This is a genomic window from Mycobacterium simiae, assembly GCF_010727605.1.
GTDB classification, from domain to species: domain Bacteria; phylum Actinomycetota; class Actinomycetes; order Mycobacteriales; family Mycobacteriaceae; genus Mycobacterium; species Mycobacterium simiae.
Genome location: NZ_AP022568.1, coordinates 3,631,277 through 3,654,445, shown reverse-complemented (window position 1 = coordinate 3,654,445; position 23,169 = coordinate 3,631,277). Strand labels below are relative to the sequence as shown.

General features: G+C 65.3%; 21 protein-coding genes and 1 pseudogene. 14 read left to right on the top strand and 8 right to left on the bottom strand.

The window, feature by feature from the left end:
• Positions 1-145 precede the first annotated feature (145 nt).
• The 3 genes from G6N33_RS17215 to G6N33_RS17205 all read left to right on the top strand — a co-directional run bounded on the left by G6N33_RS17215 (position 146) and on the right by G6N33_RS17205 (position 2,451).
• Positions 146-418 carry a chorismate mutase gene (locus G6N33_RS17215; protein WP_044508060.1) on the top strand — a complete coding sequence of 91 codons (273 nt, stop codon included), beginning with the start codon at positions 146-148 and terminating at the stop codon, positions 416-418.
• Between the two features lie 109 nt (positions 419-527).
• Complete coding sequence (gene pgi, locus G6N33_RS17210) at positions 528-2,192, top strand: glucose-6-phosphate isomerase (RefSeq protein ID WP_044508062.1); 1,665 nt, start codon at positions 528-530, stop codon at positions 2,190-2,192.
• 118 nt (positions 2,193-2,310) lie between these two features.
• Positions 2,311-2,451 carry a hypothetical protein gene (locus G6N33_RS17205; protein WP_231382464.1) on the top strand — a complete coding sequence of 47 codons (141 nt, stop codon included), beginning with the start codon at positions 2,311-2,313 and terminating at the stop codon, positions 2,449-2,451.
• Between the two features lie 13 nt (positions 2,452-2,464).
• On the opposite strand, the gene G6N33_RS17200 is transcribed toward G6N33_RS17205, so the two are convergent.
• From G6N33_RS17200 to cobF, 4 genes and pseudogenes are all read right to left on the bottom strand, one after another.
• Entirely contained in the window at positions 2,465-3,214 is a 750-nt protein-coding gene (locus tag G6N33_RS17200; RefSeq protein ID WP_101528096.1) for an SDR family oxidoreductase, read from the bottom strand.
• A gap of 42 nt (positions 3,215-3,256) precedes the next feature.
• A complete protein-coding gene (locus G6N33_RS27525; protein ID WP_231382670.1) occupies positions 3,257-3,724 on the bottom strand; it encodes a zinc finger domain-containing protein in 468 nt (155 codons plus the stop codon).
• A gap of 201 nt (positions 3,725-3,925) precedes the next feature.
• Positions 3,926-4,120: pseudogene (locus G6N33_RS27520) on the bottom strand (DNA-formamidopyrimidine glycosylase family protein); the annotation flags it as partial.
• Positions 4,121-4,166: 46 nt separating this feature from the next.
• Complete coding sequence (gene cobF, locus G6N33_RS17190) at positions 4,167-4,916, bottom strand: precorrin-6A synthase (deacetylating) (protein ID WP_044508067.1); 750 nt, start codon at positions 4,914-4,916, stop codon at positions 4,167-4,169.
• Positions 4,917-5,041: 125 nt separating this feature from the next.
• Between cobF and G6N33_RS17185 the strand changes: the two genes are divergently transcribed.
• The 4 genes from G6N33_RS17185 to G6N33_RS17170 all read left to right on the top strand — a co-directional run bounded on the left by G6N33_RS17185 (position 5,042) and on the right by G6N33_RS17170 (position 9,159).
• Positions 5,042-5,947, top strand: coding sequence for an AurF N-oxygenase family protein (locus tag G6N33_RS17185; RefSeq protein ID WP_044508069.1), 906 nt, complete (start codon positions 5,042-5,044; stop codon positions 5,945-5,947).
• Positions 5,948-6,144: 197 nt separating this feature from the next.
• Positions 6,145-7,158 carry a DUF4873 domain-containing protein gene (locus tag G6N33_RS17180; RefSeq protein ID WP_408632800.1) on the top strand — a complete coding sequence of 338 codons (1,014 nt, stop codon included), beginning with the start codon at positions 6,145-6,147 and terminating at the stop codon, positions 7,156-7,158.
• 257 nt (positions 7,159-7,415) lie between these two features.
• A complete protein-coding gene (locus G6N33_RS17175; RefSeq protein ID WP_231382465.1) occupies positions 7,416-8,189 on the top strand; it encodes an STAS domain-containing protein in 774 nt (257 codons plus the stop codon).
• Positions 8,190-8,292: 103 nt separating this feature from the next.
• Positions 8,293-9,159 (top strand): LLM class flavin-dependent oxidoreductase, encoded by an 867-nt coding sequence (locus G6N33_RS17170; protein WP_044508073.1) that lies wholly within the window; start codon positions 8,293-8,295, stop codon positions 9,157-9,159.
• Positions 9,160-9,172: 13 nt separating this feature from the next.
• Here the strand turns inward: G6N33_RS17170 and G6N33_RS17165 are convergent, their stop codons facing one another.
• Positions 9,173-9,982: an enoyl-CoA hydratase/isomerase family protein gene (locus G6N33_RS17165; protein ID WP_044508075.1), complete on the bottom strand. Its 810-nt coding sequence runs from the start codon at positions 9,980-9,982 to the stop codon at positions 9,173-9,175.
• Positions 9,983-10,057: 75 nt separating this feature from the next.
• On the opposite strand from G6N33_RS17165, the gene G6N33_RS17160 reads away from it, so the two are divergent.
• Positions 10,058-10,972 carry an SAM-dependent methyltransferase gene (locus tag G6N33_RS17160; protein ID WP_044508077.1) on the top strand — a complete coding sequence of 305 codons (915 nt, stop codon included), beginning with the start codon at positions 10,058-10,060 and terminating at the stop codon, positions 10,970-10,972.
• Positions 10,973-10,999: 27 nt separating this feature from the next.
• On the opposite strand, the gene G6N33_RS17155 is transcribed toward G6N33_RS17160, so the two are convergent.
• Both G6N33_RS17155 and G6N33_RS17150 read right to left on the bottom strand, forming a co-directional pair.
• On the bottom strand, positions 11,000-12,931 hold the full coding sequence (locus G6N33_RS17155) for a fumarylacetoacetate hydrolase family protein (protein WP_044508079.1): 1,932 nt from the start codon (positions 12,929-12,931) through the stop codon (positions 11,000-11,002).
• Positions 12,928-15,192, bottom strand: a complete 2,265-nt coding sequence (locus tag G6N33_RS17150; RefSeq protein WP_044508081.1) for an ATP-dependent DNA ligase — start codon at positions 15,190-15,192, stop codon at positions 12,928-12,930. Before G6N33_RS17150 ends, G6N33_RS17155 begins: the two co-directional genes overlap by 4 nt.
• 129 nt (positions 15,193-15,321) lie before the next feature.
• On the opposite strand from G6N33_RS17150, the gene G6N33_RS17145 reads away from it, so the two are divergent.
• The 6 genes from G6N33_RS17145 to ku all read left to right on the top strand — a co-directional run bounded on the left by G6N33_RS17145 (position 15,322) and on the right by ku (position 22,314).
• Positions 15,322-16,848, top strand: coding sequence for a mannitol dehydrogenase family protein (locus G6N33_RS17145; protein ID WP_044508082.1), 1,527 nt, complete (start codon positions 15,322-15,324; stop codon positions 16,846-16,848).
• Entirely contained in the window at positions 16,845-17,690 is an 846-nt protein-coding gene (locus G6N33_RS17140; protein ID WP_044508084.1) for an HAD family hydrolase, read from the top strand. The genes G6N33_RS17145 and G6N33_RS17140 overlap by 4 nt, the downstream gene beginning before the upstream one ends.
• A gap of 34 nt (positions 17,691-17,724) precedes the next feature.
• Positions 17,725-19,137 carry a mannitol dehydrogenase family protein gene (locus G6N33_RS17135; RefSeq protein WP_044508086.1) on the top strand — a complete coding sequence of 471 codons (1,413 nt, stop codon included), beginning with the start codon at positions 17,725-17,727 and terminating at the stop codon, positions 19,135-19,137.
• Entirely contained in the window at positions 19,134-20,042 is a 909-nt protein-coding gene (locus tag G6N33_RS17130; RefSeq protein WP_044508088.1) for a carbohydrate kinase family protein, read from the top strand. The genes G6N33_RS17135 and G6N33_RS17130 overlap by 4 nt, the downstream gene beginning before the upstream one ends.
• A 75-nt stretch (positions 20,043-20,117) precedes the next feature.
• Positions 20,118-21,194 carry a GGDEF domain-containing protein gene (locus G6N33_RS17125; RefSeq protein WP_231382467.1) on the top strand — a complete coding sequence of 359 codons (1,077 nt, stop codon included), beginning with the start codon at positions 20,118-20,120 and terminating at the stop codon, positions 21,192-21,194.
• Positions 21,195-21,378: 184 nt separating this feature from the next.
• Positions 21,379-22,314, top strand: coding sequence for a non-homologous end joining protein Ku (ku, locus tag G6N33_RS17120; RefSeq protein WP_044508092.1), 936 nt, complete (start codon positions 21,379-21,381; stop codon positions 22,312-22,314).
• 5 nt (positions 22,315-22,319) lie between these two features.
• On the opposite strand, the gene pstA is transcribed toward ku, so the two are convergent.
• Positions 22,320-23,168, bottom strand: a complete 849-nt coding sequence (gene pstA, locus G6N33_RS17115; protein ID WP_101528116.1) for a phosphate ABC transporter permease PstA — start codon at positions 23,166-23,168, stop codon at positions 22,320-22,322.
• Position 23,169: the final 1 nt, after the last annotated feature.

Below are 23,169 nucleotides of genomic sequence, written 5' to 3'. Positions count from 1 at the left end.
TGCCCATGGTCTAGCTGTGATTGTTAGAGCCCTGCGGTCCGCCTTCGGATTCAGGGCTTGAACTTTTTACGAGCCGGATAACGTTTTCAAGCCGAATAACGAACAAGAGCCAAGAAGAACCGCAAAACAACACGGGGGTGTAGGGATGAGCGTCGAGATGATCGACATTGAACAGTTGGCGAACATTGAAGAGTTGCGCCTCGAGATCGACCGCCTGGACGCCGAGATCCTCGCCGCTGTCCGCAAGCGTGCCGAAGTCTCTCGGGAGATCGGCCGGGCCCGGATGGCTTCTGGCGGCACCCGTCTGGTGCACAGCCGGGAAATGAAGGTCATCCAGCGCTACAGCGAGCTGGGGCCGGAGGGCAAGGACTTGGCAATGCTGTTGCTGCGTTTGGGCCGCGGCCGCCTCGGACACTAAACCACCCTCGATATCCGGGATCTCGCACCGCGAATTCTGTTTTGCTGCGCCAAATCGGGCTGTCCGCCAGCGCTGGCTCGGCGGCGTGAGTCGGCACTAGGGTCGATTCATGACCTCCGTGCTCAACATCCCTGACATCACCGCCACACCGGCGTGGGACGCCCTACGTAGGCATCACGAACAGATCGGTAAAACCCACCTCCGCCAGTTTTTCGCCGAGGACCCGGATCGCGGCCGCGAACTCACTGTCACGGTCGGTGACCTGTACATCGACTACAGCAAGCACCGGATCACCCGCGAGACGCTGCGGCTGCTGCTGGACCTGGCCCGCGCGGCCAATCTCGAAGAGCGCCGGGATCAGATGTTTTCCGGGGTACACATCAACACCTCGGAGGATCGCGCGGTGCTGCACACCGCGCTGCGGCTGCCCCGCGATGCCGAGCTGATCGTCGACGGCCAAAACGTCGTCGCAGATGTGCACCAGGTGCTCGACGCGATGGGGGACTTCACCGACCGGTTGCGCAGCGGCGAATGGACGGGCGCCACCGGCGAGCGCATCCGCACCGTGGTCAACATCGGCATCGGCGGGTCCGACCTGGGGCCGGTGATGGTGTACCAGGCTTTGCGTCATTATGTGGACGCGGGGATCTCGGCCCGCTTCGTCTCCAACGTCGACCCCGCCGACCTGATCGCCAAACTGGCCGACTTAGATCCCGCCACAACGCTTTTCATCGTGGCCTCCAAGACGTTCTCCACGCTGGAGACGCTGACCAACGCGACGGCCGCACGCCGCTGGCTGACCGAGGCCCTCGGCGACGCCGCAGTCGCCAAGCACTTCGTGGCCGTATCGACCAACAAACGTCTGGTCGCCGACTTCGGCATCGACACCGACAACATGTTCGGTTTCTGGGATTGGGTGGGCGGACGCTACTCGGTCGACTCGGCGATCGGGCTGTCGCTGATGGCCACGATCGGCCGACAGGGTTTCGCGGATTTCCTGTCTGGTTTTCACATTGTCGACGAGCATTTCAAAACCGCTCCGCTGGAATCCAACGCCCCTGTCCTGCTTGGTCTTATCGGCCTCTGGTATTCCAATTTCATGGGCGCGCAATCCCGCGCCGTGCTGCCGTATTCCAACGACCTGGCCCGATTTGCCGCGTATTTGCAGCAGCTGACCATGGAGTCCAACGGCAAATCGACGCGCGCCGACGGCAAGCCCGTCACCACCGATACCGGTGAAATCTATTGGGGCGAGCCAGGAACCAACGGCCAACATGCCTTTTACCAGCTGTTGCATCAGGGCACCCGGCTGATACCGGCTGATTTCATCGGATTCAGCCAACCCACCGACGACCTGCCCACCGCCGAGGGCACCGGCAGCATGCACGATTTGTTGATGAGCAATTTCTTCGCGCAGACCCAAGTGCTGGCATTCGGCAAGACCGCCGAGGAAATCGCCGCCGAAGGCACCCCCGCCGCGGTGGTACCGCACAAGGTGATGCCCGGCAATCGACCGTCGACTTCGATTCTGGCCGACCGGCTTACGCCCTCGGTGCTGGGCCAGTTGACCGCGCTGTACGAGCACCAGGTCTTCACCGAGGGCGTGGTCTGGGGAATCGATTCGTTCGACCAATGGGGGGTGGAGCTGGGTAAGACGCAGGCCAAGGCCCTGCTGCCGGTACTGACCAGCGACACCTCCCCCGCGCCGCAGTCCGACAGCTCCACCGATGCCCTGGTCCGCCGCTACCGGACCGAGCGAGGCCGAGTGAGCTAGTCGCTCAACTAGTGTCGCTCAGCATGTCGGAGCCCACTCGCCGCACGACCGTGCGCCGGCATTCCACGGTGGCGGCCTGCGGGTCACACAGGTCAACCGCATTGGACGTTTGAACCTGGTGAGCCAGGCCAGCCGCGTCCCCGTGTTACGCGACCTCACCGACGCATACGTCATCGGATTGCTCAAGCTCCGCCTGGCGACCAACGGAAAACCCGAATCCACCTCCGACGCCGCGTATTACCCGCCTACCCGCCACTGACCTTGCCGGGGGCTCAGGCGAACGGCTTGGTCAGTCGCGGCGGCAACACCCGCATCAGCTGGACCAGCGGCGCCCACGGCCAGCGCGGCACCACCGCCCGACCGGGCTCGCGTTCGATGGCGGCAACCATGGCCTTGACGCCAGTTCCGTTGTCCACCATCAGCATTGTGCTCGTCGATTTGGCGGTCATCTCCGACTCGATATAGCCCGGTTCGATCACCGTGACCTTGATCGGCCCCTTGGCGTACTCGGCGCGCAGCGACTCGCCCAGCGACCGCAGTCCCGCCTTGCTCGCACAGTAGGCGGCCTTGACACCCGGGACGCCGGTGTTGCCGAGCACCGACGAAATGAGTACCAGGTGGCCCGCGCCGGCCTTGGCGAAAATTTCTAGCGCCGACTCGATCTGCACCAGCGCGGCCACCAGATTGGTCTCGATGGTCGCCCTGTTGGCCCACAACTTGCCGGAGCCCAACACCGCTCCCTTGCCGATGCCGGCGTTGACGATGAGGCGATCGATGCCGCCGAGCTCGTCGCGGAGCTCGGCGAACACCTTGGGCACCTGTTCGTGGTCGTTGACGTCCAACGCGGCCACCGCAATCTTGATGTTTGGATGCCGTTGCGAGAGCTCAGCTTTCAGCTCGTCGAGCCGATCGGTCCGACGAGCACACAGCGCCAGGTCGCGACCTCGGGCCGCGAAGGAATGCGCCATCCCGGCGCCCAGCCCGGAACTGGCACCGGTGATGAGGATCTTCTGGCGAATCATCCGGGCAGCATATCGACAGGTGTCAAGTCCAGCGACCCTCGGCTACTTGAGCAGCCGCGACATACGCCGATCGGCCAGGATCTTGCCGCCGGTCTGACACGTAGGGCAGTACTGAAAAGACTTGTCGGCGAACGAGACTTCCCGCACGGTGTCCCCGCAGATCGGGCAGGGCAGCCCGGCGCGCGCGTGCACCCGCAACCCGGAGCGCTTTTCGCCCTTGAGCATCGCGGCACCCTGGCCGACGGAGCGGTTCACCGCGTCGGTCAGCACCGCGATCATCGCATCGTGCAGTGTGCTGACCTGTTCGCCGGTGAGTTTGCCGGCGGTGGCGAACGGCGAGATCTTGGCAACGTGCAGGATCTCGTCGCTGTACGCGTTGCCGATGCCGGCGATCACCTTCTGGTCGGTGATCACGGTCTTGATCCGCCCGCTGTTGCCGGCCAGCAGCCCGCCCAGGTCCTCGGCGCTCAGGTCCAGGGCGTCGGGCCCCAGGGCGGCGATGCCGGCCACCTGTTCGGGGTCGCGAACCAGCCAGACCGCCAACCGCTTCTGAGTGCCTGCCTCGGTGAGGTCGAAGCCGGGCGCCTCGCCGGGCGCACCCAGGTGGACGCGCAGGGCAATGGGCCCCTTACCGGGACGCAACGGAGCCGCGGTCAACTTGTCCGACCAGCGCAGCCAGCCCGCCCGCGATAGGTGCGCGATCAAGAGCAGATCTCCGGCTTGCAAGCCCAGGTACTTGCCCCACCGGTTGGCCGCGGTAACGGTCAGACCGTGCAGGTCGCTGATCGGCGGATCGAAGGTTTTCAGCACCGACAGTGCCGCGACATCGACACGGCCGATGGCCGATCCGACGGCATGGCGCCGCAGGTGGTCGACCAGCGCTTCGATCTCGGGTAGTTCGGGCACACCTTCAGTTTGCCGATCGCGACTGCGCAGTGTCCATCGGCGCTGATCACGCACGCAGTAAATAGATATCCATGATCCAGCCGTGCCGGGCGCGGGCGTCCGCGCGCAACGCCGCGATGCGTGGTCCCGCCTCGCCGACGGTGCCCGCCACCAGCAGTTCGTCGTCGGTACCAAGGTAGGCACCCCACCAGATCCGGGTGTCGGGCGGACAGGTCGCAAACGCGCAGTCCGCGTCGAGCATCACCACCGCCGCGTCGGTCAGCCCGTGTACGCGCAACTGCCGGCCGGTGGTGATCAGAACAGGCTCACCGACGTCGTTGAGCGGGATGCGGTGGCGCGCCGTCAGTGCCTGAATGGCGGTGATGCCCGGGATGACGTCGAAGGTGAAGTCGACCTCGGCCGCGGCCGCTTCGAGAATCCGTAGCGTGCTGTCGTAAAGCGACGGATCGCCCCAGGCCAGAAAGGCACCCACGCCGTCGGGCCCCAGCTCGGTCGCGATGGCGGCGGCCCAGATGCGGGTCCGCGCCGCATGCCAGTCACGGACTGCGTCGCGGTAATCGGTCTGCCGGTCACCGGGGTTCACGCGCTTCGGGTCGGGCAATTCCACGAAGCGATAGCCCGGCTCGCGGATGAAGCGCCTGCAGATCTTTCGGCGCAGTCCCACCAGATCGCTTTTGTCCTCGCCCTTGTCCATCGCGAAGAACACCTGGGTGTCGTTGAGCGCCTCGATCGCCTGGATGGTCACATACTCGAGGTCCCCGGCGCCGATGCCGATCACGTGAATATGCCGACCCACGGCCGCCTCCTAATGGTTGCTGCTCACCACATTGCCGAATCGCAATCTCGAGCACCTAGCCGGGGCCAAAAGTACCCAGTACCATGGGTACCGTCTGGACTCACTTCGACGAGGAGGAGCGGCGTATGACCACCGCGGTGAGACCGAGTGGGCCGAGCCGGGAGGAGTTCTCGGAGCGGCTGCTCAAGGGCTCGGTGAAGAAGTCCTACGAACCGGTCGTCGACATCGACTGGGATGCCCCGCTGGATCCGGACAAGTTCTACCTTCCGCCCCGGCTCGTCTCGCTCTACGACACGCCAATGTGGGACGAGATGACCCGAGAGCAACAGATCGAGCTGTCGCGTCAGGAATTGGTCAACACCCTCTCGGCCGGAATCTGGTTCGAGAACATGCTCAATCAATCGTTGTTGCGCACGATCCTGCACGAGGACCCGACGAGCCGGTCGACGCATTACAAACTGACGGAGCTGGGCGACGAAACCCGGCACATGGTGATGTTCGGCAAGGCCATCGAGCGCATCGGCGCCAAGCCGGTACGCCCGCGTCTGTTACACAGGTGGATCATCAACAGCCTGCCGCTGGCTTTCCAGCGCGGTTCGATGTTGTGGATCGCCGCTTTGATCGGCGAGGAAATCTTTGATTCGCTGCAACGCCAGATGATGGACGATCCGGAATTACAGCCAATCATCCAGCGCCTCATGCGGATTCACGTCACCGAGGAGGCCCGGCATATCCAGTTCGCCCGCGACGGAGCCCGCAAGCGGGTTCAGACGATGCCGCGATTCAACAAATGGTTCATGGCGAACATCAACGGCCTCGGCGGATACTTTTTCCGTTTCCTATTCAGCAACCCGATTCCCTACGCCCGGACCGGACTGGACCCGCACCGGGCGCGAGCGATGGCGCGCCGCAGCCCGCACCGCCACGAGATACAACGGGCCGGGTTCGCCCCGCTTGCAGCCTTTTTGACCGAGATCGGACTGCTCGGCCCGATCGCACGTCGCAGCTGGAAGCGCACCAGGTTTCTGTGAGCTCGGCGCAGGTCATTGTCCTAGGCGCCGGCGCGCAGCAGATCGCGAATGAGCTGACCTCGGCCGGCATCGTCGACGTCGCGGTTCTGGATGCGGAGCCGACCTCCTCGGTATTCGACGAAGCGACTGACAGCTGGACCCTGAGTACAGCGGCCGGAGAGGTCCGGGCTGGTGTCGTCGTCACGACGGCGCCGCCATTGACGGCGTGGATCCCAGACATAGCCGGGCGCAACGACTTTCACGGCACATCATTTCACGCGGCGCAGTGGTGCGCCGATTTCGACCCAGCCGGCAAGCACATCGCGGTTATCGGCGCCGACTCGATCACCGCCGACCACCTCGAACGGCTTACCGCCGCGGCGGCGGTCACCGTGTTCGCACACCCGCCGCGGCGGATTGTCGCCGAGCTGGCATCACCGACCACCCGGGTGGCGCGCTGGCTGACCCGACGTACCCGTGCCGCACTCGGCACCACGCCGTTGCGTCCGGCGCTGGTGGCCGCGCCGATCAGCGCGATCACCCCGCGGGGCATCCGCACCGGCCTGGCCGCCCCGGGCGTCGAGCACCGCGTCGACGCCATCATCTTCGGCACCGGGTTCACCGTCTCTGACCAGGCCGGCGAACTCGTCGGTGCCGGTGGGGTTCGCATCGCGGCGAGCTGGCGCAACGGCGCGGAGCCCTTCCTCGGTATCGCCATCCACGGTTTCCCCAACTATTTTTGCCTCGCGCGACCCGAGATCGATACGCAGACTCGCTACATCGTCGAATGCGTGACGCTGATGAAACGCAGCGAGAGCACCCGCATCGAAGTTCTGGGCAGCAGCATGCAGGTGTTCAATGAGCGCGCCCACCTGCGGCCCGCGTTCCCGGCGAACCGCCTGGTCAAAGCGTTCGACTTGTCCTCTGCTGCCCCCACCGACCAGGAGGTCTACGACGGAGCGGCAACGCTGACGGTCGAGGGCGCCACGGTGCCGGTGCGTGTGCGACTCACCGGCCGGTTGGATCCGATCGACGGCCGCTACCACTGGCAGGGAACGCTGTTCGATTCCCCCACCCATCCCGTGCCCGACGAGCTGCTCAAGCAGAATCGCGCGGCTACGCTGACCGTCGGCGACCGGAGCGCGGCCGCGCGCATCGTCGAACGCACACCTTGGGGAACGCACTCGATTGCCGGTGTCGGCGCTCCCCCGTACGCCATGACCCACGCCTGAGCACTCCGACATCTGCGATCTGGTGGCATCCGGCCCCCGTGAACTAACGTGAGAAGTCTCTGCCGCCGGGGGGCGGTTCCGCATTTGATTTACCGGGCCGGAATTCGAGGAGCAGATGATTGAAAGCCGTATCGTGACCTTCACTTTCTATTCCGCACGCTAGGATTCGCGTGCCCTAACCGTGTTTAGGACACGCGCGTACAAATCGCTGCATCGCGCGATGCGATAAGCAGAGATAATGTCCAAGACGGAAAGGAGTGCCGAGCGTGAGTGCGGTAGCCGAGTCGCCAAGCTCGCTGGCCGTCGCGACCCGCACGGATGAGTCCGTTGCGGTGTTGACGGTCGGCGGTCTGCTCGACGCCAGCAACTCCGGGGCGTTGCGCGACAGCATCCGGAAGGCCACCCTGCAGAAGCCCTCGGCCGTGATCGTCAACATCAACGGTCTCAAGGTGCCCGCCGAATCGGCGTGGTCGGCCTTCATTAGCGCGCATTTGCAGCTCAGCACCGAAACGAGGCTTCCGATCGTGCTGGTCAGCGCCGATCGCACCGCCCGCGAGGCGATCACCCGCAGCGAGGTCGCCCGCTTCATGCCGGTGTATCCGACCGAGAAAAGCGCCATGAAAGCGCTCGGCCGGCTGATCCGGCAGGCCCTTCACCGCGCCGACGCCGAGCTGCCCGCGAACCTGACCAGCCTCCGAGAGTCGCGCAGGTTGGTGCGTGAGTGGCTAACCGTATGGAAGCAGCCCGGACTCATCCCAGTTGCCCTGGTGGTCGTCAACGTGTTCGTGGAGAACGTGCTCGAGCACACCGGAAGCATCCCGAAGATGCGCATCGAAACCGACGGCGTCACGGCCACCATTGCGGTATCCGACGAGAGCACCGCTGCTGCCGTACGGCTGCCATCGCCGGACAAAGGCATCGACGTGTCCGGGCTGGCGATCGTCGACGCGTTATCACGCGCCTGGGGCAGCACTCCGACTTCGTCGGGTAAGTCCGTTTGGGCCGTCATCGGCCCGGAAAATCAGCTTTAAGTCCGCTCCTTTCCCCTTCGTCTTATTGTGTGGGACCCCACTCGCGCGCCAAACTAGAACACGTTCTAGTCTCGTGTGACGGCCCCACAGGAAGGCGGATGACGTGCGATTCACCTACGCCGAGGCGATGACCGACTTCAGGTACTACATCCCGCTGGCCCAAGCGGCCGAGGCGGCCGGGTACCACGCGATGACGATCGCCGACAGCATCGCCTACCCCTTCGAATCCGACTCGAAGTATCCCTACACGCCCGACGGCAATCGCGAGTTCCTGGACGGCAAAGAGTTCATCGAGACCTTCGTTCTGACAAGCGCGTTGGGCGCCGTCACCACGAAGCTGCACTTCAATTTCTTCGTCCTCAAGCTGCCCATCCGGCCGCCGGCCTTGGTGGCCAAGCAAATCGGCTCGCTGGCCGCGATGACCAACAACCGGGTCGGTTTCGGCGTCGGCACCAGCCCATGGCCCGAGGACTACGAACTGCTCGGTGTCCCGTTCGGCAAACGCGGCAAGCGCATGGATGAATGCATCGAGATCATCCAGGGACTCACCACCGGCGACTACTTCGAGTTCCACGGCGAGTTCTACGACATTCCCAAGACGAAGATGACACCGGCGCCAACCGAGCCGATCCCGATCCTCATCGGCGGGCACGCCGACGCGGCGCTGCGCCGCGCGGCCCGACTGGACGGCTGGATGCACGGCGGCGGGGACCCCGAGGAACTCGACGAACTTCTCGTCAAGCTCAAACAATTCCGCGAGGAGGCGGGCAAGAGCGGGCCGTTCCAAATCCACGTCATCTCGGCCGACGCCTATACCGTGGACGGCATCAAGCGGCTCGAGGACAAGGGTGTCACCGACGCCATCGTCGGCTTCCGCATTCCCTACATCAAGGGCAAGGACACCGAGCCCCTGCAGGACAAGATCCGCAACCTTGAGATGTTCGCCGAGAATGTGATCGCGAAACTCTAAGCAACACAGGGTTTTACAGGGGATCCCAGCTGGGCGCGCGCTTCTCGCGGTGCGCGCGGGCCGCCTCGGCCGGGTTGTTGGTGAAGCCGCTGAGGATCTGAGTGCGGTTCTCCATCTCAATCGCATGCCGCAGGCTGGGTGCATCGAGTGCCGCGTTGAGACCGATTTTGGTCTGCCATACGCCGTAGGCGTTGTTGCCCGCGATCTCGCGGGCTTTGCGCAGCGCCGCCGCCATCAGCTCGTCCGGCGCGACCACCTCGTGCACCAGCTTGATGCGGTATGCCTCGTCCGCGTCGATGATGCGACCCGTCAGCATCAGCTCGCGCGCCACCCCGGCGCCGACGATTTTCGGCAGCAGATAGCTGGTGCCCATGTCCATCGACGAGAATCCGGCCTTGATGAACACCGAGCCGAACCGGGCCTGCTCGGAGGCCACCCTGATGTCGCTGACCAGCGTGAAGGCCAAACCCCCGCCGACGGCAACGCCGTTGACCGCCGCGATCACGGGGATGTCCAGTTCGTAGATTCGGGTGTAGAGGCCGGCCAGCCGGACCTGCGCGTCGTAGTTGACCTTGAACGGTGGCGTCGTCGGACTGGCCGGCCGGGTCCAGGCCTGGCCGGTGCCGCTCAGGTCGGCTCCCGCGCAGAATCCCCGGCCGGCGCCGGTGATGATCGCGACACGGTGTTGACCGCCGCTCAGCGTGTCGAGGGCGCCCTCAACGCCGTCGATCAGCGATCCGTCGATCGCGTTCAGACGCTCGGGCCGGTTCAAAGTGATGCAAGCGATGTTGTCCTCGACGGTTTCGAATTTCACTGCAGGCATATCGAAACCGTATGCGACGTCGTTGTTTACCGGTGAGGCATACCGTGTTATCGACTCGAGAACAAAGGAGAATCCATGCCACGAACCGAACGCGACACGTGGGATGCGGCCACCAGCGTCGGGGCCACCGCCACCATGGTTGCTGCCGCGCGGGCGGCCGCCACCAAACGTCCGCACCCGGTCATCAACGATCCGTTCGCCGAACCCCTGGTACGTGCCGTCGGCATCGATCTGTTCAACCGGTTGGCGGCGGGCGAACTGGACTTTGACAACGACCAGGAGTTGGGCCTGCCCCGGATGACCGACACGTTCGCCGCCCGCGCTCGATTCTTCGATGACTACTTCGCCCAGGTCACCGGGGCGGGCCTGCGGCAGGTCGTGATCGTCGCGGCCGGGTTGGACAGCCGCGCCTACCGACTCTCCTGGCCTGCCGGGACGACCGTGTACGAGATCGACCAGCCCGAGGTGATCGATTTCAAGACCGCGACACTGGCCGACATCGGCGCGACACCCGTCGTCGAGCATCGCCCGGTCGGCATCGACCTTCGCGACGACTGGCCGACTGCGCTGCGGGCCGCCGGGTTCGACGCCACCCGGCCCACCGCCTGGCTCGCCGAGGGCGTGCTCATCGGCTTTTTGCCGCCGCAGGCCGAAGTTCGGTTGCTGGACAACATCATTTCGCTGAGTGCTGCCGACAGCCGACTGGCCGCCGACTACGGATCGCTCACCGGAACCTCGGACGAGGCTCGGGAGCAGGCCGAGAAAATGTCCGAGGGTTGGCGACGCAATGGATTGGATCTCGACATCGCCGAACTGACCTACCCCGGTGAGCACACCGACGTCGCCGCGCATCTGAGTGACCGCGGGTGGGACGTGCTGCGGTTCCGGCTGCCGGAACTCTTCACCGCCGCCGGGCTGGCGGAGCTGGTGGCGGCCGATCAGCGGGGCGCAAGTGCCGCAATCAACTTTGTGACCGCCGTCCGCAGGTAGCCCACTGGCGCCCTCGACCGGCGCCGCTCAGCTGCGCTTGGCCAGCCATTCGGCCTGCATGACCAGCAATGCCATCGTCTCCAATTTCGGTGTCTGCGGGTCAAGTTCCCGGTAGCGCTGATAGACGTTGACCACCACTCGCTCGGCGTCTAGCCAGTCTGCATACTCACCCAAGTCGATGGCGTCGGCGGCCTCGGCCCACGACAGTCCGCGACGATGCGCGTCCTCGGCCTGTTCGGCGACATGCACGAGATAGCCACGGACCGCACGGATTCCATCGGGGTCGGTCACCGGGCCGGGTCCGGGCACCACCGTCGGCGCGTCCAACGCGATCATCGCGTCGCAGGCGGCAACCCAGTTCGCGATCGGCCCCGCCCACACGATCGGGGTGCAGCCGATGAACAGCAGATCCCCGCCGAACAGCACACCCGCATCCGGGACGTGCACCACGGAGTCGGCGGCCGTGTGCGCGGGCCCCAGGTTGCGCACATCGACGCGTCGGCCGCCGATCTCGAGCGACAGCTCGCGCTCGAACGTCTGATCGGCGTTGCGTAGCCGGATGCCACTGAAGTCGAAGGGCCCGAACCGTTCCCGCGTGTACGGCGTCGCGATGGGGCCGAGATTCCCGGTCTGCACCAGGGCCAGCATCGCCGGTGCCATCCCGTGTTCGATCTCCTCCGCGGTGCCACGGGCGGCGATGATCCGCACCGACGGATCCAGCAGCTGGTTACCGTGGGTATGGTCGCCGTTGGAATGGGTGATCACCGCGTCGGTGATCGGCGTCTGCGCGGTGATCGGCCCCATCGCGGTGAGCATTTCGCGGGTTAACGACAGGTCGAAGAGCGTATCGACGAGCAGCGCGGCGCCGTCACCGGCGATCAGCCCGGCGTTGCTCCAGCCGTAGCCTCCGTCCGGCAGCGTCCACGCCCACACCCGCTCGCCGACCCCGTGCAGGCCGCGCGTGTAGGGCACCCGAGCGGGTGCCCGATTGAACCGAGCCGGTGCGGGCGGTGCCGCCGGATTGGGCCGCGCGGCCAGGCGGTGCGGCGGGCTGCTCGCCCGAACCGTCTGCCGGGTCTCCCCCAATCCCTGCACCCGCAGTGTGACGACATCACCATCGCCAAGCCAGCCCGGGAAGGCCTCCGGTTCGGTGAGGCTGAGATGCTCGACGAGCGTGCAGGTGGGCACCGTGCCGGAGCCGATCACGTCACCGGGCACCAGTGGCACGCCGCGCGAGACATAGGAGATGACTTCGGCGAAACTCCAATCCATTTGCGCGGTCGATCCTGATCCGATCACTCTGTCGTTGACCAGTGCGCTCACCTGCAGGTCCAGCTTGCCGTCCCGGTGAAGCGGTCCGAGTTCGTCGGGCGTCACCAGGTAGGGGCCGAGGGTCACGCCACTGTCCTTGCCCTTGCCTTGCCCGATCGCCAACTGGCCTTCCAGCTGTTGCAGATCGCGTGCTGACCAGTCGTTGAAGATGGTGTAGCCGATGATCGCCTGCTCGGCTTCGGCCACGGTCAGGTCTTGGCCGCACGTTCCAATGATCGCGGCGATCTCCAACTCAAAGTCCTGCCACGCGCTCCCGGGCGCTGCCGACACATCGTCGTAGGGCCCGAAAACCGTTGCTGGACAGGCGAAATAGAATGCAGGGATGCGATACCAAGTATCGCTGAGTACCCGCGAGCCACCCATGGCGGCTTGACAGTTGCGCATGTGGTCCAGAAAGCACAGCGAATCCCGGATCGACGGCGGCCGCGGTATCGGGGCCAGCAGGGTGACGTCACGCAGCCGCACGGGAGCGGCACCCAGGGCCTGCTCGCCGGCCGCACGCAACCCGTCGCCGCCTCGGGCCACCAGGTCGAGCAGCGTCACTCCGGCCGGCGCCGGGTGGATCGCGTCACCGGACAGCACACCAGTCCGCTCGCCGTCCAGCCCTCGGAATGTCACCCATTTCATTCGCGCACCACCTCGCTAGGTTTCTTGTCCGGGCGCATCCCACGCCAACTCGGTTGGCGCAGCCGATTATCCGGGGTCCATTCGCTGTAGCGAACCTCGCCCACCAGAACCGGCTCGACGAAGGTCACGCCCTTGGCGTCGCGGGTCGGCAGTCGCGCGTCGAAGGGCGACTCGTCGGTATGCAGCGGTGCCAGCGCCTTTTTGAGGTTGGCCAGATCGCGTTCGGTGAAGCCGGTCCCTACTCGGCCAACGAAGCGCAGCCCACCTTCGCTGGGAATGCCTACCATCAGCGATCCGATGCCGCTGCTGCGCCCGCCTTCTCCGGCTTTCCAGCCGCCGATGACGACTTCCTGTGTGTTCCAATGCTTGTCTTTGATCCAGGACGCCGATCGTCGGCCAGGCTGATAGGTCGAGTCGCGCTTCTTGGCGACCACACCCTCCCAACCCTGGGCGAGGGAATGTTCAACAGCGTCGGCGCCGTCCCCCGGCAGCAACTCGGGAACTATGAGATTGCTTGCGCTGGATAGTGTTTCCAGCAGTTTCCGGCGGTCGGAGTACTTCGCCCGTAGCAGCGAACGGCCGTCGAGGTAGATCACGTCGAACGCCCAAAATTCGACGCGGCTGCTGCGGCCGCGGTTCTGCATCGCATGAAAACTGGGCACGCCGGATTTGTCCAGCACCACCGCCTCGCCGTCGAACACGACGTGATGGTCGGCCAAATCGTCTGCCAGCGACTGCAATTGGGGATATTCCCCGGTGACGTCGCGACCGCTTCGAGACCGCACCCGCACGGCGCCGTGATCCGTCTCGACCAGCAGCCGGTAACCGTCCCATTTGCCTTCGAAGGCCCATTGGCTTGCCTTGAGCTTCGCCACCGAGCCGTGCGTTGCGAACATCGGTGCAATCTCCTCGAACTCGAAGACATGCTGGTCCTTCATCCGGTGCGCCAGCCACTGGTCACCGTTGGTCTGGATCAGCGCGTACCGTCCCGAAATCCGGGTGCCGCGCAGATTCACGATGACCTCGTCGTCGCGGAACTTCTCGGCATCGTAGGTGCCGGCATCCCAAATGACGACCTTGCCCGCGCCGTACTCGCCGTTGGGGATGATGCCCTCAAAGGAGCCGTATTCGAGCGGATGGTCTTCGGTGTGGACCGCGAGGTGATTCACCGAGGTGGTCTCGGGCAGGTTCTTCGGCACCGCCCATGACACCAGCACCCCGTCGCGTTCCAACCGGAAATCGTAATGCAGCCGGCGGGCATGATGCTCCTGGATGACAAAGGTATTGCCTTGACCTGCAACAGGTTTGGCTTGGGGAACCGGTTCCGGGGTTTTCGACGCATCGCGCATGCTGCGGTATTTGGTCAGTCGGTCTGCGATCGGTGCTCCGATTTCTGAGGCATCTAGCGGTGCGAGCAGATCGCCGTCGCGAGCGACCCGGTCGAGCACCTCGTCGTAACGCAGTTGGCGCAGTTGCGGATCCTCGAGTTCCTCCCAGGTGCGCGGTGCGGCCACCGTCGGATGTTGGCGGCCGCGCAGCGAGTACGGCGCGATAGTGGTTTTCGAGCCGTTGTTCTGGCTCCAGTCCAGGAACACCTTGCCGGTACGCAGACTCTTGGTCATTGTCGAGGTCACCAGCTTGGGCATCGCCTTTTCCAGCTGCTGCGCAATGCGTTTCGCTAGCACGCTGGCACCGCCACTGCTCACCGGCTCGTCCAGCGGGGTGTAGAGATGCAATCCTTTGCTGCCGCTGGTCAACGGAAAGGTGGTCAACCCGATATCGGTGATCAGCTCCCGTACGGCGTGGGCGACCTCGCAGAGGTGCGTCATCGTCACGCCCTCGCCCGGATCTAGGTCGAAAACCAATCGTGTTGCCGGACCGGGCTTGCGCTCCTCGGCCTTACTTCGCGTCCACTGCGCGACGAACCGCCACTGCGGCACGTGCACCTCCAGGGCAGCCTGCTGGGCGATCCAGGCCAGGCCGTCCACGCTGTCGATGATCGGATACGTGGTGGTCCCGGATCGGTGCGTGACGCTGGCGCGGGTCAGCCAGTCCGGCGCCGACGATGCCAGTTGCTTTTCGAAAAACGAGTCCTCTTCGACGCCGTTGGGCCAACGTTTGCGGGTTGCGGCGCGGCCGGCGATGTGCGGAAGCATCACGTCGGCGATGCGGATGTAGTAGTCGAAAACGTCGCGCTTGGTGGTGCCGGTCGCCGGATACAGCACCTTGTCCGCGTTGGTGAGCTTCACCCGTGGTGCCATGGTGTCAACCTACGCGTTTCACCCGTGTTACGACCCTGACCTGTAGGTACGCGGTCGAGCCTATTTTTTCGCTGTGAGATCGACCACGACGCGTTTAGATCGACCCCCGACCCTGGGCACAGGAAGGCAATGTTTGATGTCATCCCCTCCCCCTGGCGTTCAAAAAGCAGCGTCCCTCTCAGCGAGGCGACCCTGCAATTACATGCAAACCGAGTCGACGTGCCCACGTACGACAGGTCGGCCCTGTACCGGGGGGTGGTGCACATCGGCGCCGGCAACTTCCACCGCGCGCACCAGGCCGTCTACTTTGACGACCTGGCCCGCTCGGGTATCTCAAATCGCTGGGGCGTCACCGGCGTAAGCCTGCACTCTCCCGACGTCAAGGATCTGCTGTCGGCCCAAGACGGGCTGTACACCGTGGTGCAGCGCGGTCACGACCGCCAGACCGCCCGCGTCGTCGGATCGATCGGCGCGGTTCACTACGCACCCAACGATGGCGCCGCGGTCCGCGCCGCCTTGGCCGATCCCCAAACCCGTATTGTCAGCCTGACCATCACCGACAACGGATACTTCCTGAACCCGGTCACCAACGAATTCGACGCCGATCACCCCGATGTGCGTGCCGATCTGATCACCTCCGGTGGCTATGCCACCGCGTGGGGCTATTTGGCCGATGCACTCGAGCGCCGCCGCCGCGCCGGCGTCGCGCCGTTCACCGTGCTGTGCTGCGACAACATCGCCGGCGACACCCAGCCGGCCAGGACGGCGCTGGTGTCCTTCGCCGCACTGAAGGATCCCCGGCTGGCCCGCTGGATCGACACCTATGTCGCGTTCCCGTCGACGATGGTCGACCGGATCACTCCCCAAACGTCGAAGTCGGAGCGCAAATTCGTGGAGCAAGCCTTCGGGGTCGCCGACAAGTGGCCGGTCGTCACCGAGCCACATCGCCAGTGGGTCATCGAGGACTCGTTCAGCAACGGACGGCCACCGCTGGAAGAGGTCGGCGCCGAATTCGTCGCCGACGTGCGCGACCACAAGTTGATCAAGACGCGGCTGCTCAACGGAACCCATATTGCGCTGGCCTGCCTGGCCACGCTGGCTGGCTACCAGCGCACCGACGAAGCGATGCGCGACGACGTCATCTTCGCCTACGTCGAGAAGCTGCTTGGCGACGAGGTTCAGCCACTGCTGCCCGCCGTCCCGGGGATGAATACGCCCGAATACCGGGGCACCTTGCTCGAGCGGCTCAGCAATCCGCGAATGAGCGACCAGCTGTCGCGGCTGGCCCGGCGCGGCACCAACAAGATCGCGACGTTTGTGCTGCCCTCGCTGCAGGAGGCGATCGCGCAGGGCCGGCCGCACACATTGCTGATGCTGGCCGTCGCCGGGTGGGCCCGCTACATGCGCGGGCACGACCTGAGGGGCCGCAAACTTCGCCTCGAGGACTCACAGGCCATCCCGGTGGCTAGGTTGGCCAACATGGCACGCCGCAACCCGGACCCGCTGCTGGGCCATGAGATGTTCGCCGAGTTGCGCGGGGTGCGCGGTTTCGCCGAGCGGCTGGGCGCCATGATCGCCGACATCGACGAGCGCGGGGTGGTGCCCACCCTGCGGGAGGCATTGCGCAATGGCGAGCGAGAGTTGGTGGCGCGATGAGCGACGGCCTGACCTTCGTACGGGCATTCGACCCGGCGCCCCTCACGACCCTGCTCTGCGACGCCGACGACAACCTATTTCCCTCGGAGCGGCCCGCATTTGAGGCATCGACCGAGGTGACGAACCGCTTCCTGGCCAGGTTCGGCGTCCGCGCACCGCTCAGCTCGGAGGAGTTGCGCAAGCGCGCGGTGGGGAAGAATTTCCGGACCACCGCCCTCGACCTGGCGGTGCAGTGCCAGGTGCCGCTGGAGCACGGTCTGGCCGAGGGGCGACCGGGAGCGGTGGTGGCGCCGGCCGGCGCCGACGCGTTGTCCGCCGAGGAGCTCGAGCGGTGGGTGCGCGACGAGCGGGAGCGGGTGACCGCGCATCTAGGGGTCACCCTGACGCCCGATCCGCAGGTGTTGGAGCCGCTGCGAGACCTGGCCGCGCAATACGCTCTGGCCGCCGTCAGCTCCAGCGCCACCAAGCGGCTACGCGCCTGCTTTGCCGCTACCGGCCTGGACGCGCTGATCCCCGAGGCGGCCACCTTCAGCGCCGAGGATTCGCTTCCAGTGCCGACCAGCAAGCCCGACCCGGCGGTGTATCTGCATGCGGGCCAGGTGCTCGGTGTCGATGCCCATCAGGGTCTGGCCATCGAGGATTCGGTTGCCGGCGTGACGTCCGCGGTCGCCGCCGGTTATGCCACCGTCGGTAATCTGATGTTTGTGCTGCCCGACGAACGGGATTGCCGCCGTGACGAATTGGTTGCGGCGGGCGCGGTCGCCATTACCGATTCGTGGCGCGCCCTGGCCGACGTCTTGCTTTTGTCGGTCACGCCGACCGGCAGTGCCCAACACCGTTAACGATCCGGGCCGTGACCCGGGGAGGAGTTAGCCAATGACGGCTGGCGCGGTCAGCCTGAACAATGCGGCACTTGGGCGGCTGCCCATCGAAGCACCTCGCTACGACCGCCGCAGCATCGGCGTCGGTATCGCCCACATCGGGGCCGGTCACTTTCACCGGGCCCATCAGGCGATGTACATCGAGCGGTTACTGCAGCAAGGCCTGGCGCCGGAATGGGGCATATGCGGCGTGGGCGTGATGCCCGCCGACTGGACGATGCGTGACGTCCTGCGCGATCAAGACGGGCTGTACACGCTGATCCTGGTCAAGCCCGACGGCAGCCGGGACGCGCAAGTGATCGGGTCGATCGTCGATTACCGCTACGGACCCGACGACCCGGAATCGGCATTGGAGGTACTCGCCGCGCCCACCACTCGGATCGTTTCGCTGACCATCACCGAGGGCGGTTACCGGGACCCGGACGGGCCCGCGTTCGCGTTGATCACCGAGGCCCTGCACCGGCGTTGGCACCGCGGAATCGCCGCACCGACGATCGTGTCGTGCGACAACATCGAGAACAACGGTGAGATCGCGCGGCGGGCGGTCCTAGCCAATGCCGAAAGCCGGGATCCGGAGCTGGCGCGCTGGATCGCCGACGAAGCCCGCTTCCCGAGTTCGATGGTGGACCGCATCACCCCGGCCACAACCGTGCAGATGGCCGAGGACGTGCGCCGCGATTTCGGTGTCAACGACCGGTGGCCGGTGGTGGCCGAACCGTTCGCCGCGTGGGTACTCGAAGACGAGTTCGCCGACGGCAGACCACCATTGGAGCAGGCCGGCGTTCTCCTGGTCGACGACGTCGCCCCCTACGAGCTGATGAAGCTGCGGCTGCTCAATGCGGGGCATCAGTGCCTGGCCTACTTCGCCCACCTGTGCGGGTACGAGTTCGTCCACGACGCGGCGCGCGATCCGTTGTTCGCCGATTTTCTGCTCGGCTACTTCGAAACCGAGGCCATCCCCACGCTGCCGCCAGTGCCCGGCATCGACCTGCACGACTACAGCCGCACGCTGATCGAGCGATTCACCAATGCCGGCGTCCGCGACACCGTGGCACGGCTGTGCGGCTACGCATCGGATCGCATTCCGAAATGGCTGGTGCCGGTGATCAACGACAACCTCGCCAACGAACGTCCGGTTCGGCTGGCGGCGGCGACGGTGGCCAGCTGGGCCCGCTACGCCGAGGGCATCGACGAGTGGGGTGAACCGTTCGAGGTGGTCGACCAGCTCGCGGACTCGCTGATCCCGATCGCCCGCACGCAATATGAGAACCCCACCGCCTTCATCGAAATCACGGCGGTGTTCGGGGATCTCGCTGCGCAGCCCGCCTTCGTCCAGGCCTACCGCTGGGCGCTGGAGTCGTTGCACGACAAGGGCGCTCGCGCGACCTTAGAGGCATTGGTGCGATGACCCGTGGTCTGGTGATCGGTGAGTCGCTCATCGACATCGTCGGTGACGACGAACATGTCGGTGGCAGTCCCCTCAACGTGGCGGTCGGTCTCGGCCGGCTGGGCCGCGACGTCGACTTCCTGACTCACATCGCCGACGACCCGCACGGCCGGCGCATCGTGAAATACCTGAAGGACTCTGGCGTGCAACTGGTTCCGGGAAGCGTAACCGCCGGGCGCACACCTACCGCGGTGGCCGAGATCGGCGCCGACGGATCCGCTACGTACACCTTCGATCTGCAGTGGCAGCTCTCCGGCACACCGGAAGTCCCGCCGCCGCTGTTCGTGCACACCGGGTCGATCGCCGCGGTGCGTGAGCCGGGCTGCCTGGCCGTCGCGGCGCTGCTCGACGCCTACCGGGTGTCGGCCACGGTCACGCTGGATCCAAACGTGCGGCCATCGCTAAGCGCCGACTCGAATCTGGTGCGCCGGCGCATCGAGCAACTCGTCGAACGCGCCGATATCGTCAAGGTCAGCGACGAGGACCTGGCCTGGATCGATCCCGAGCACCAAGCCGAGCAGACGGCGCGTGCCTGGCTGGCGCTGGGGCCTGCGGTGGTCGCAGTGACGATGGGCGACCGGGGCTGCCGCGCGTTTTGCGCCGCGGGTGAGGCACACGTGTCCGCCCGGCCCGTCCGGGTCGTCGACACCATCGGTGCCGGGGACGCGTTTATGGTCGGTCTGGTCGACGCGCTGTGGGACCTCAACCTGTTGGGCGGCGACCGACGGGCCGCCCTGAGCCGGATCCGGGTGGACGAGCTGACCTCGGCATTGCGGGCCGCCGGACTGGTGTCGGCGTTGACGGTTGGCCGCGCCGGCGCCGACCTGCCCGACCGGGCCGCCCTGCACGCCGAGCGGACGGCGTGACTCCCCGGCTACATTGACCCTGGATGCACCGGGGGAAACAGCGTCGGCGAACACCAGGAGGTGTGGGCGAGTCCCGTGGTCAAGCAGCCAGATCAATTCGACTGGATCAGCGCCTACCTGGACAGTCATGGCCTCCTGAACCCGTGGCGGCGAATCTCGGCCGTCTTCATTGCCTCCTTTGCGGCCTACCCGCTGATCATGTTGTGGAGTCCGGCCGGGCCGGTGAATCCGGTTGCGCGTGGGGTCACGATGGTGGCGGCAGGGTTCGGGCTAGCCGGCGCGGGCCTGCGGTGGAAACGTTGGCCCACGCGCCGCCAATCGAGCGGTTGGCTGCTCATCGCGATCGCCGGCATTGCGGCAGCTCTGTTCACGCTGTCCAACCCGTACGTGGCACTGATGGGCTGCACGACCTTTGCGATCCTGGGCGCCTACGTCGCCTACTTCCATGCCGTCGGTTATGTGCTGGTCAACCTCGCCGTGGCCCTGACGTGCGTGGTGGTGCTGTCGTATCGACTCGCCGTCGAAACCGGCGACGTTGCGCTCACCGCCGGCTCCCTGATCGTGGTGCTGGGCCTCGTCATCGGCGTTCCATTTGGCATGCACTCACTGGTGCACACGCTGCGGACCGATCTGCAGGGCTCCAATCGTGACCCGTTGACCGGCCTGTACAACCGGCGGTCCTTCAACAACTCGGCCTACGAACTGATCCGGATTCATCGCAACTCACCCGGCTCGTACTTGGTCGTCGCGCTGATCGACCTCGACGACTTCAAGCGACTGAACGACACCCACGGCCACGCGGCCGGTGATCAAGCGTTGGTAGCCGTTGCCACGGCGCTGCAGCAGAGTTGTCGCGCGACCGCGGTGATTGGTCGGGCCGGCGGCGAAGAATTCGTTGTCGCCGATATCGAAACCACACCGGTCCCCTCGGCCATGGCCGAACGGATCTGTCACGCGATAGCCGCGCTGCCTTTTGAGATCACCGCGAGTATCGGCACGTCGGGCGTCCCGCTCGGCACTGGACCTCTCACGACGGCCACGCAGCTCATCGATGACCTGATCAGAACCTCGGACGCCGCGATGTATCAGGCCAAACGCGCCGGTGGCAACCAGGCCCGGCACTATTTCGGCGAAGTGCCCGCGCTCGAGTGAGAAACCTTCGGTCGCCGGTGGTCGATCGGGTTGACCGTCAACAAGTTTCGCACGCGTGGACGCGGCTACTCTCGGCTCGTTCTCGGCTCGGTCTCGCCTCGAACTCGGCGCTAGCCCCGCCCTTGCCCTGTTCAGCGGGCCTGTCGGACTGTTTTGCCGGCAACGGTATGGGCATACTGGCTGCATGCGTTCCATCTGGAAGGGTTCGATCGCATTCGGGCTCGTCAACGTGCCGGTCAAGGTGTACAGCGCCACCGAGGACCACGACATCAAGTTCCATCAGGTGCACGCCAAGGACAACGGTCGCATTCGCTATCAACGAGTGTGCGAAGTGGACGGCGAGGTCGTCGAGTACCGCGACATCGCGCGGGCCTATCAATCCGATGACGGTCAGATGGTGATCATCACCGACGACGACATCTCCACCCTGCCCGAAGAACGCAGCCGCGAGATAGAAGTGCTCGAATTCGTCCCCGCCAGCGATGTCGACCCGATGCTGTTCGACCGCAGCTATTTCCTCGAGCCCGATTCGAAGTCCTCGAAATCCTATGTGCTGCTGGCAAAGACGCTCGCCGAAACGGATCGGATGGCCATCGTTCATTTCACACTGCGTAACAAGACGCGGCTTGCAGCGTTGCGGGTGAAGGATTTCGGCAAGCGCGACGTAATGGTGATCCACACCCTGTTGTGGCCGGACGAGATCCGCGACCCGGACTTTCCGGTGCTAGACAAGAAGGTCGAGATCAAGCCCGCGGAGCTCAAGATGGCCGGTCAGGTGGTGGAGTCGATGGCAGAAGACTTCAACCCGGACCGCTACCACGACACCTATCAGGAACAGCTGCACGAGTTGGTCCAGGCCAAACTCGAAGGCGGCGAGGCGTTTACCACCGAGGAGCAGCCCAAGGAGCTGGACGAAACCGAAGACGTCTCCGACCTCCTCGCCAAGCTGGAGGCCAGCGTGAAGGCCCGCTCCGGGAACGAGAAGGCGCCCGCCACGAAGACCGCCGCCAAAAAGGCACCCGCCAAAAAGACTGCCGCCAGAAAGACGACGGCCAAAAAGACTGCCGGAAAAAAGGCCCCGGCCAAGAAGTCGGCCGCAAGAGCGTCGTCACGCTCCTGACGCCGTTACGCCCGCCGCAAGTTGGCCAGAAAGCGGAACGCTGCCGCGGTGAGGTTGATCGCGGCCACCATGATGATCAGGGTCAGCGCCGCGCCCCAGATCCGCAGAAAACCCGCGTGCTGCGGATTGGTGAGTTCGGTGTAAATCAGCAGCGGCAGTGACGCCATGTTGCCGTGGAAGATATCGAGGTTGATCGACCGGCTGTATCCGACCAGGATCAGCACCGGCGCGGTCTCACCGATCACTCGGGCGACCGCCAATAGGACCCCGGAGATGATGCCCGGCATCGCAATCGGAAAGACGATCCGCACAATGGTTTTCCACTTGGCGACACCCAAGGCGTAACTGGCTTCGCGCAGTTCGTCAGGCACCAGCCGCAGCATCTCCTCGGTGGACCGCACCACGACCGGCAGCATCAACAGGACAAGTGCGAGCGACACGGCGAAGGCGCTCTGCTGAAATCCGAGAGTGGCGATCCACAGACTGAAGATGAACAGCGCCGCCACGATCGAGGGCACCCCGGCAAGCACGTCGACCATGAACGTGGTCACCCGCGCCAGCCGCCCCGACCCGTATTCGACCAAGAACACCGCCGTCATCAGGCCGAGCGGCACCGCCAGCACGGCAGCCACCCCCGCCTGAACCACCGTCCCGTATAAAGCGTGGTAGACCCCGCCGGCGAATTCCTCGGGCAATATCCCCCGCAGCGAGTGGGTCCACCAGCCCGGCTGCGTGACGGCGTATCCGCCCCGTGCGACGACCACCCAGAGCAACCAGATCAGCGGCACCAGGGCGACAGCGAAGGAGGCCAGGAAAAGCGTTGTCGCAACGTGGTTTTTGATCCGCCGCCCCATG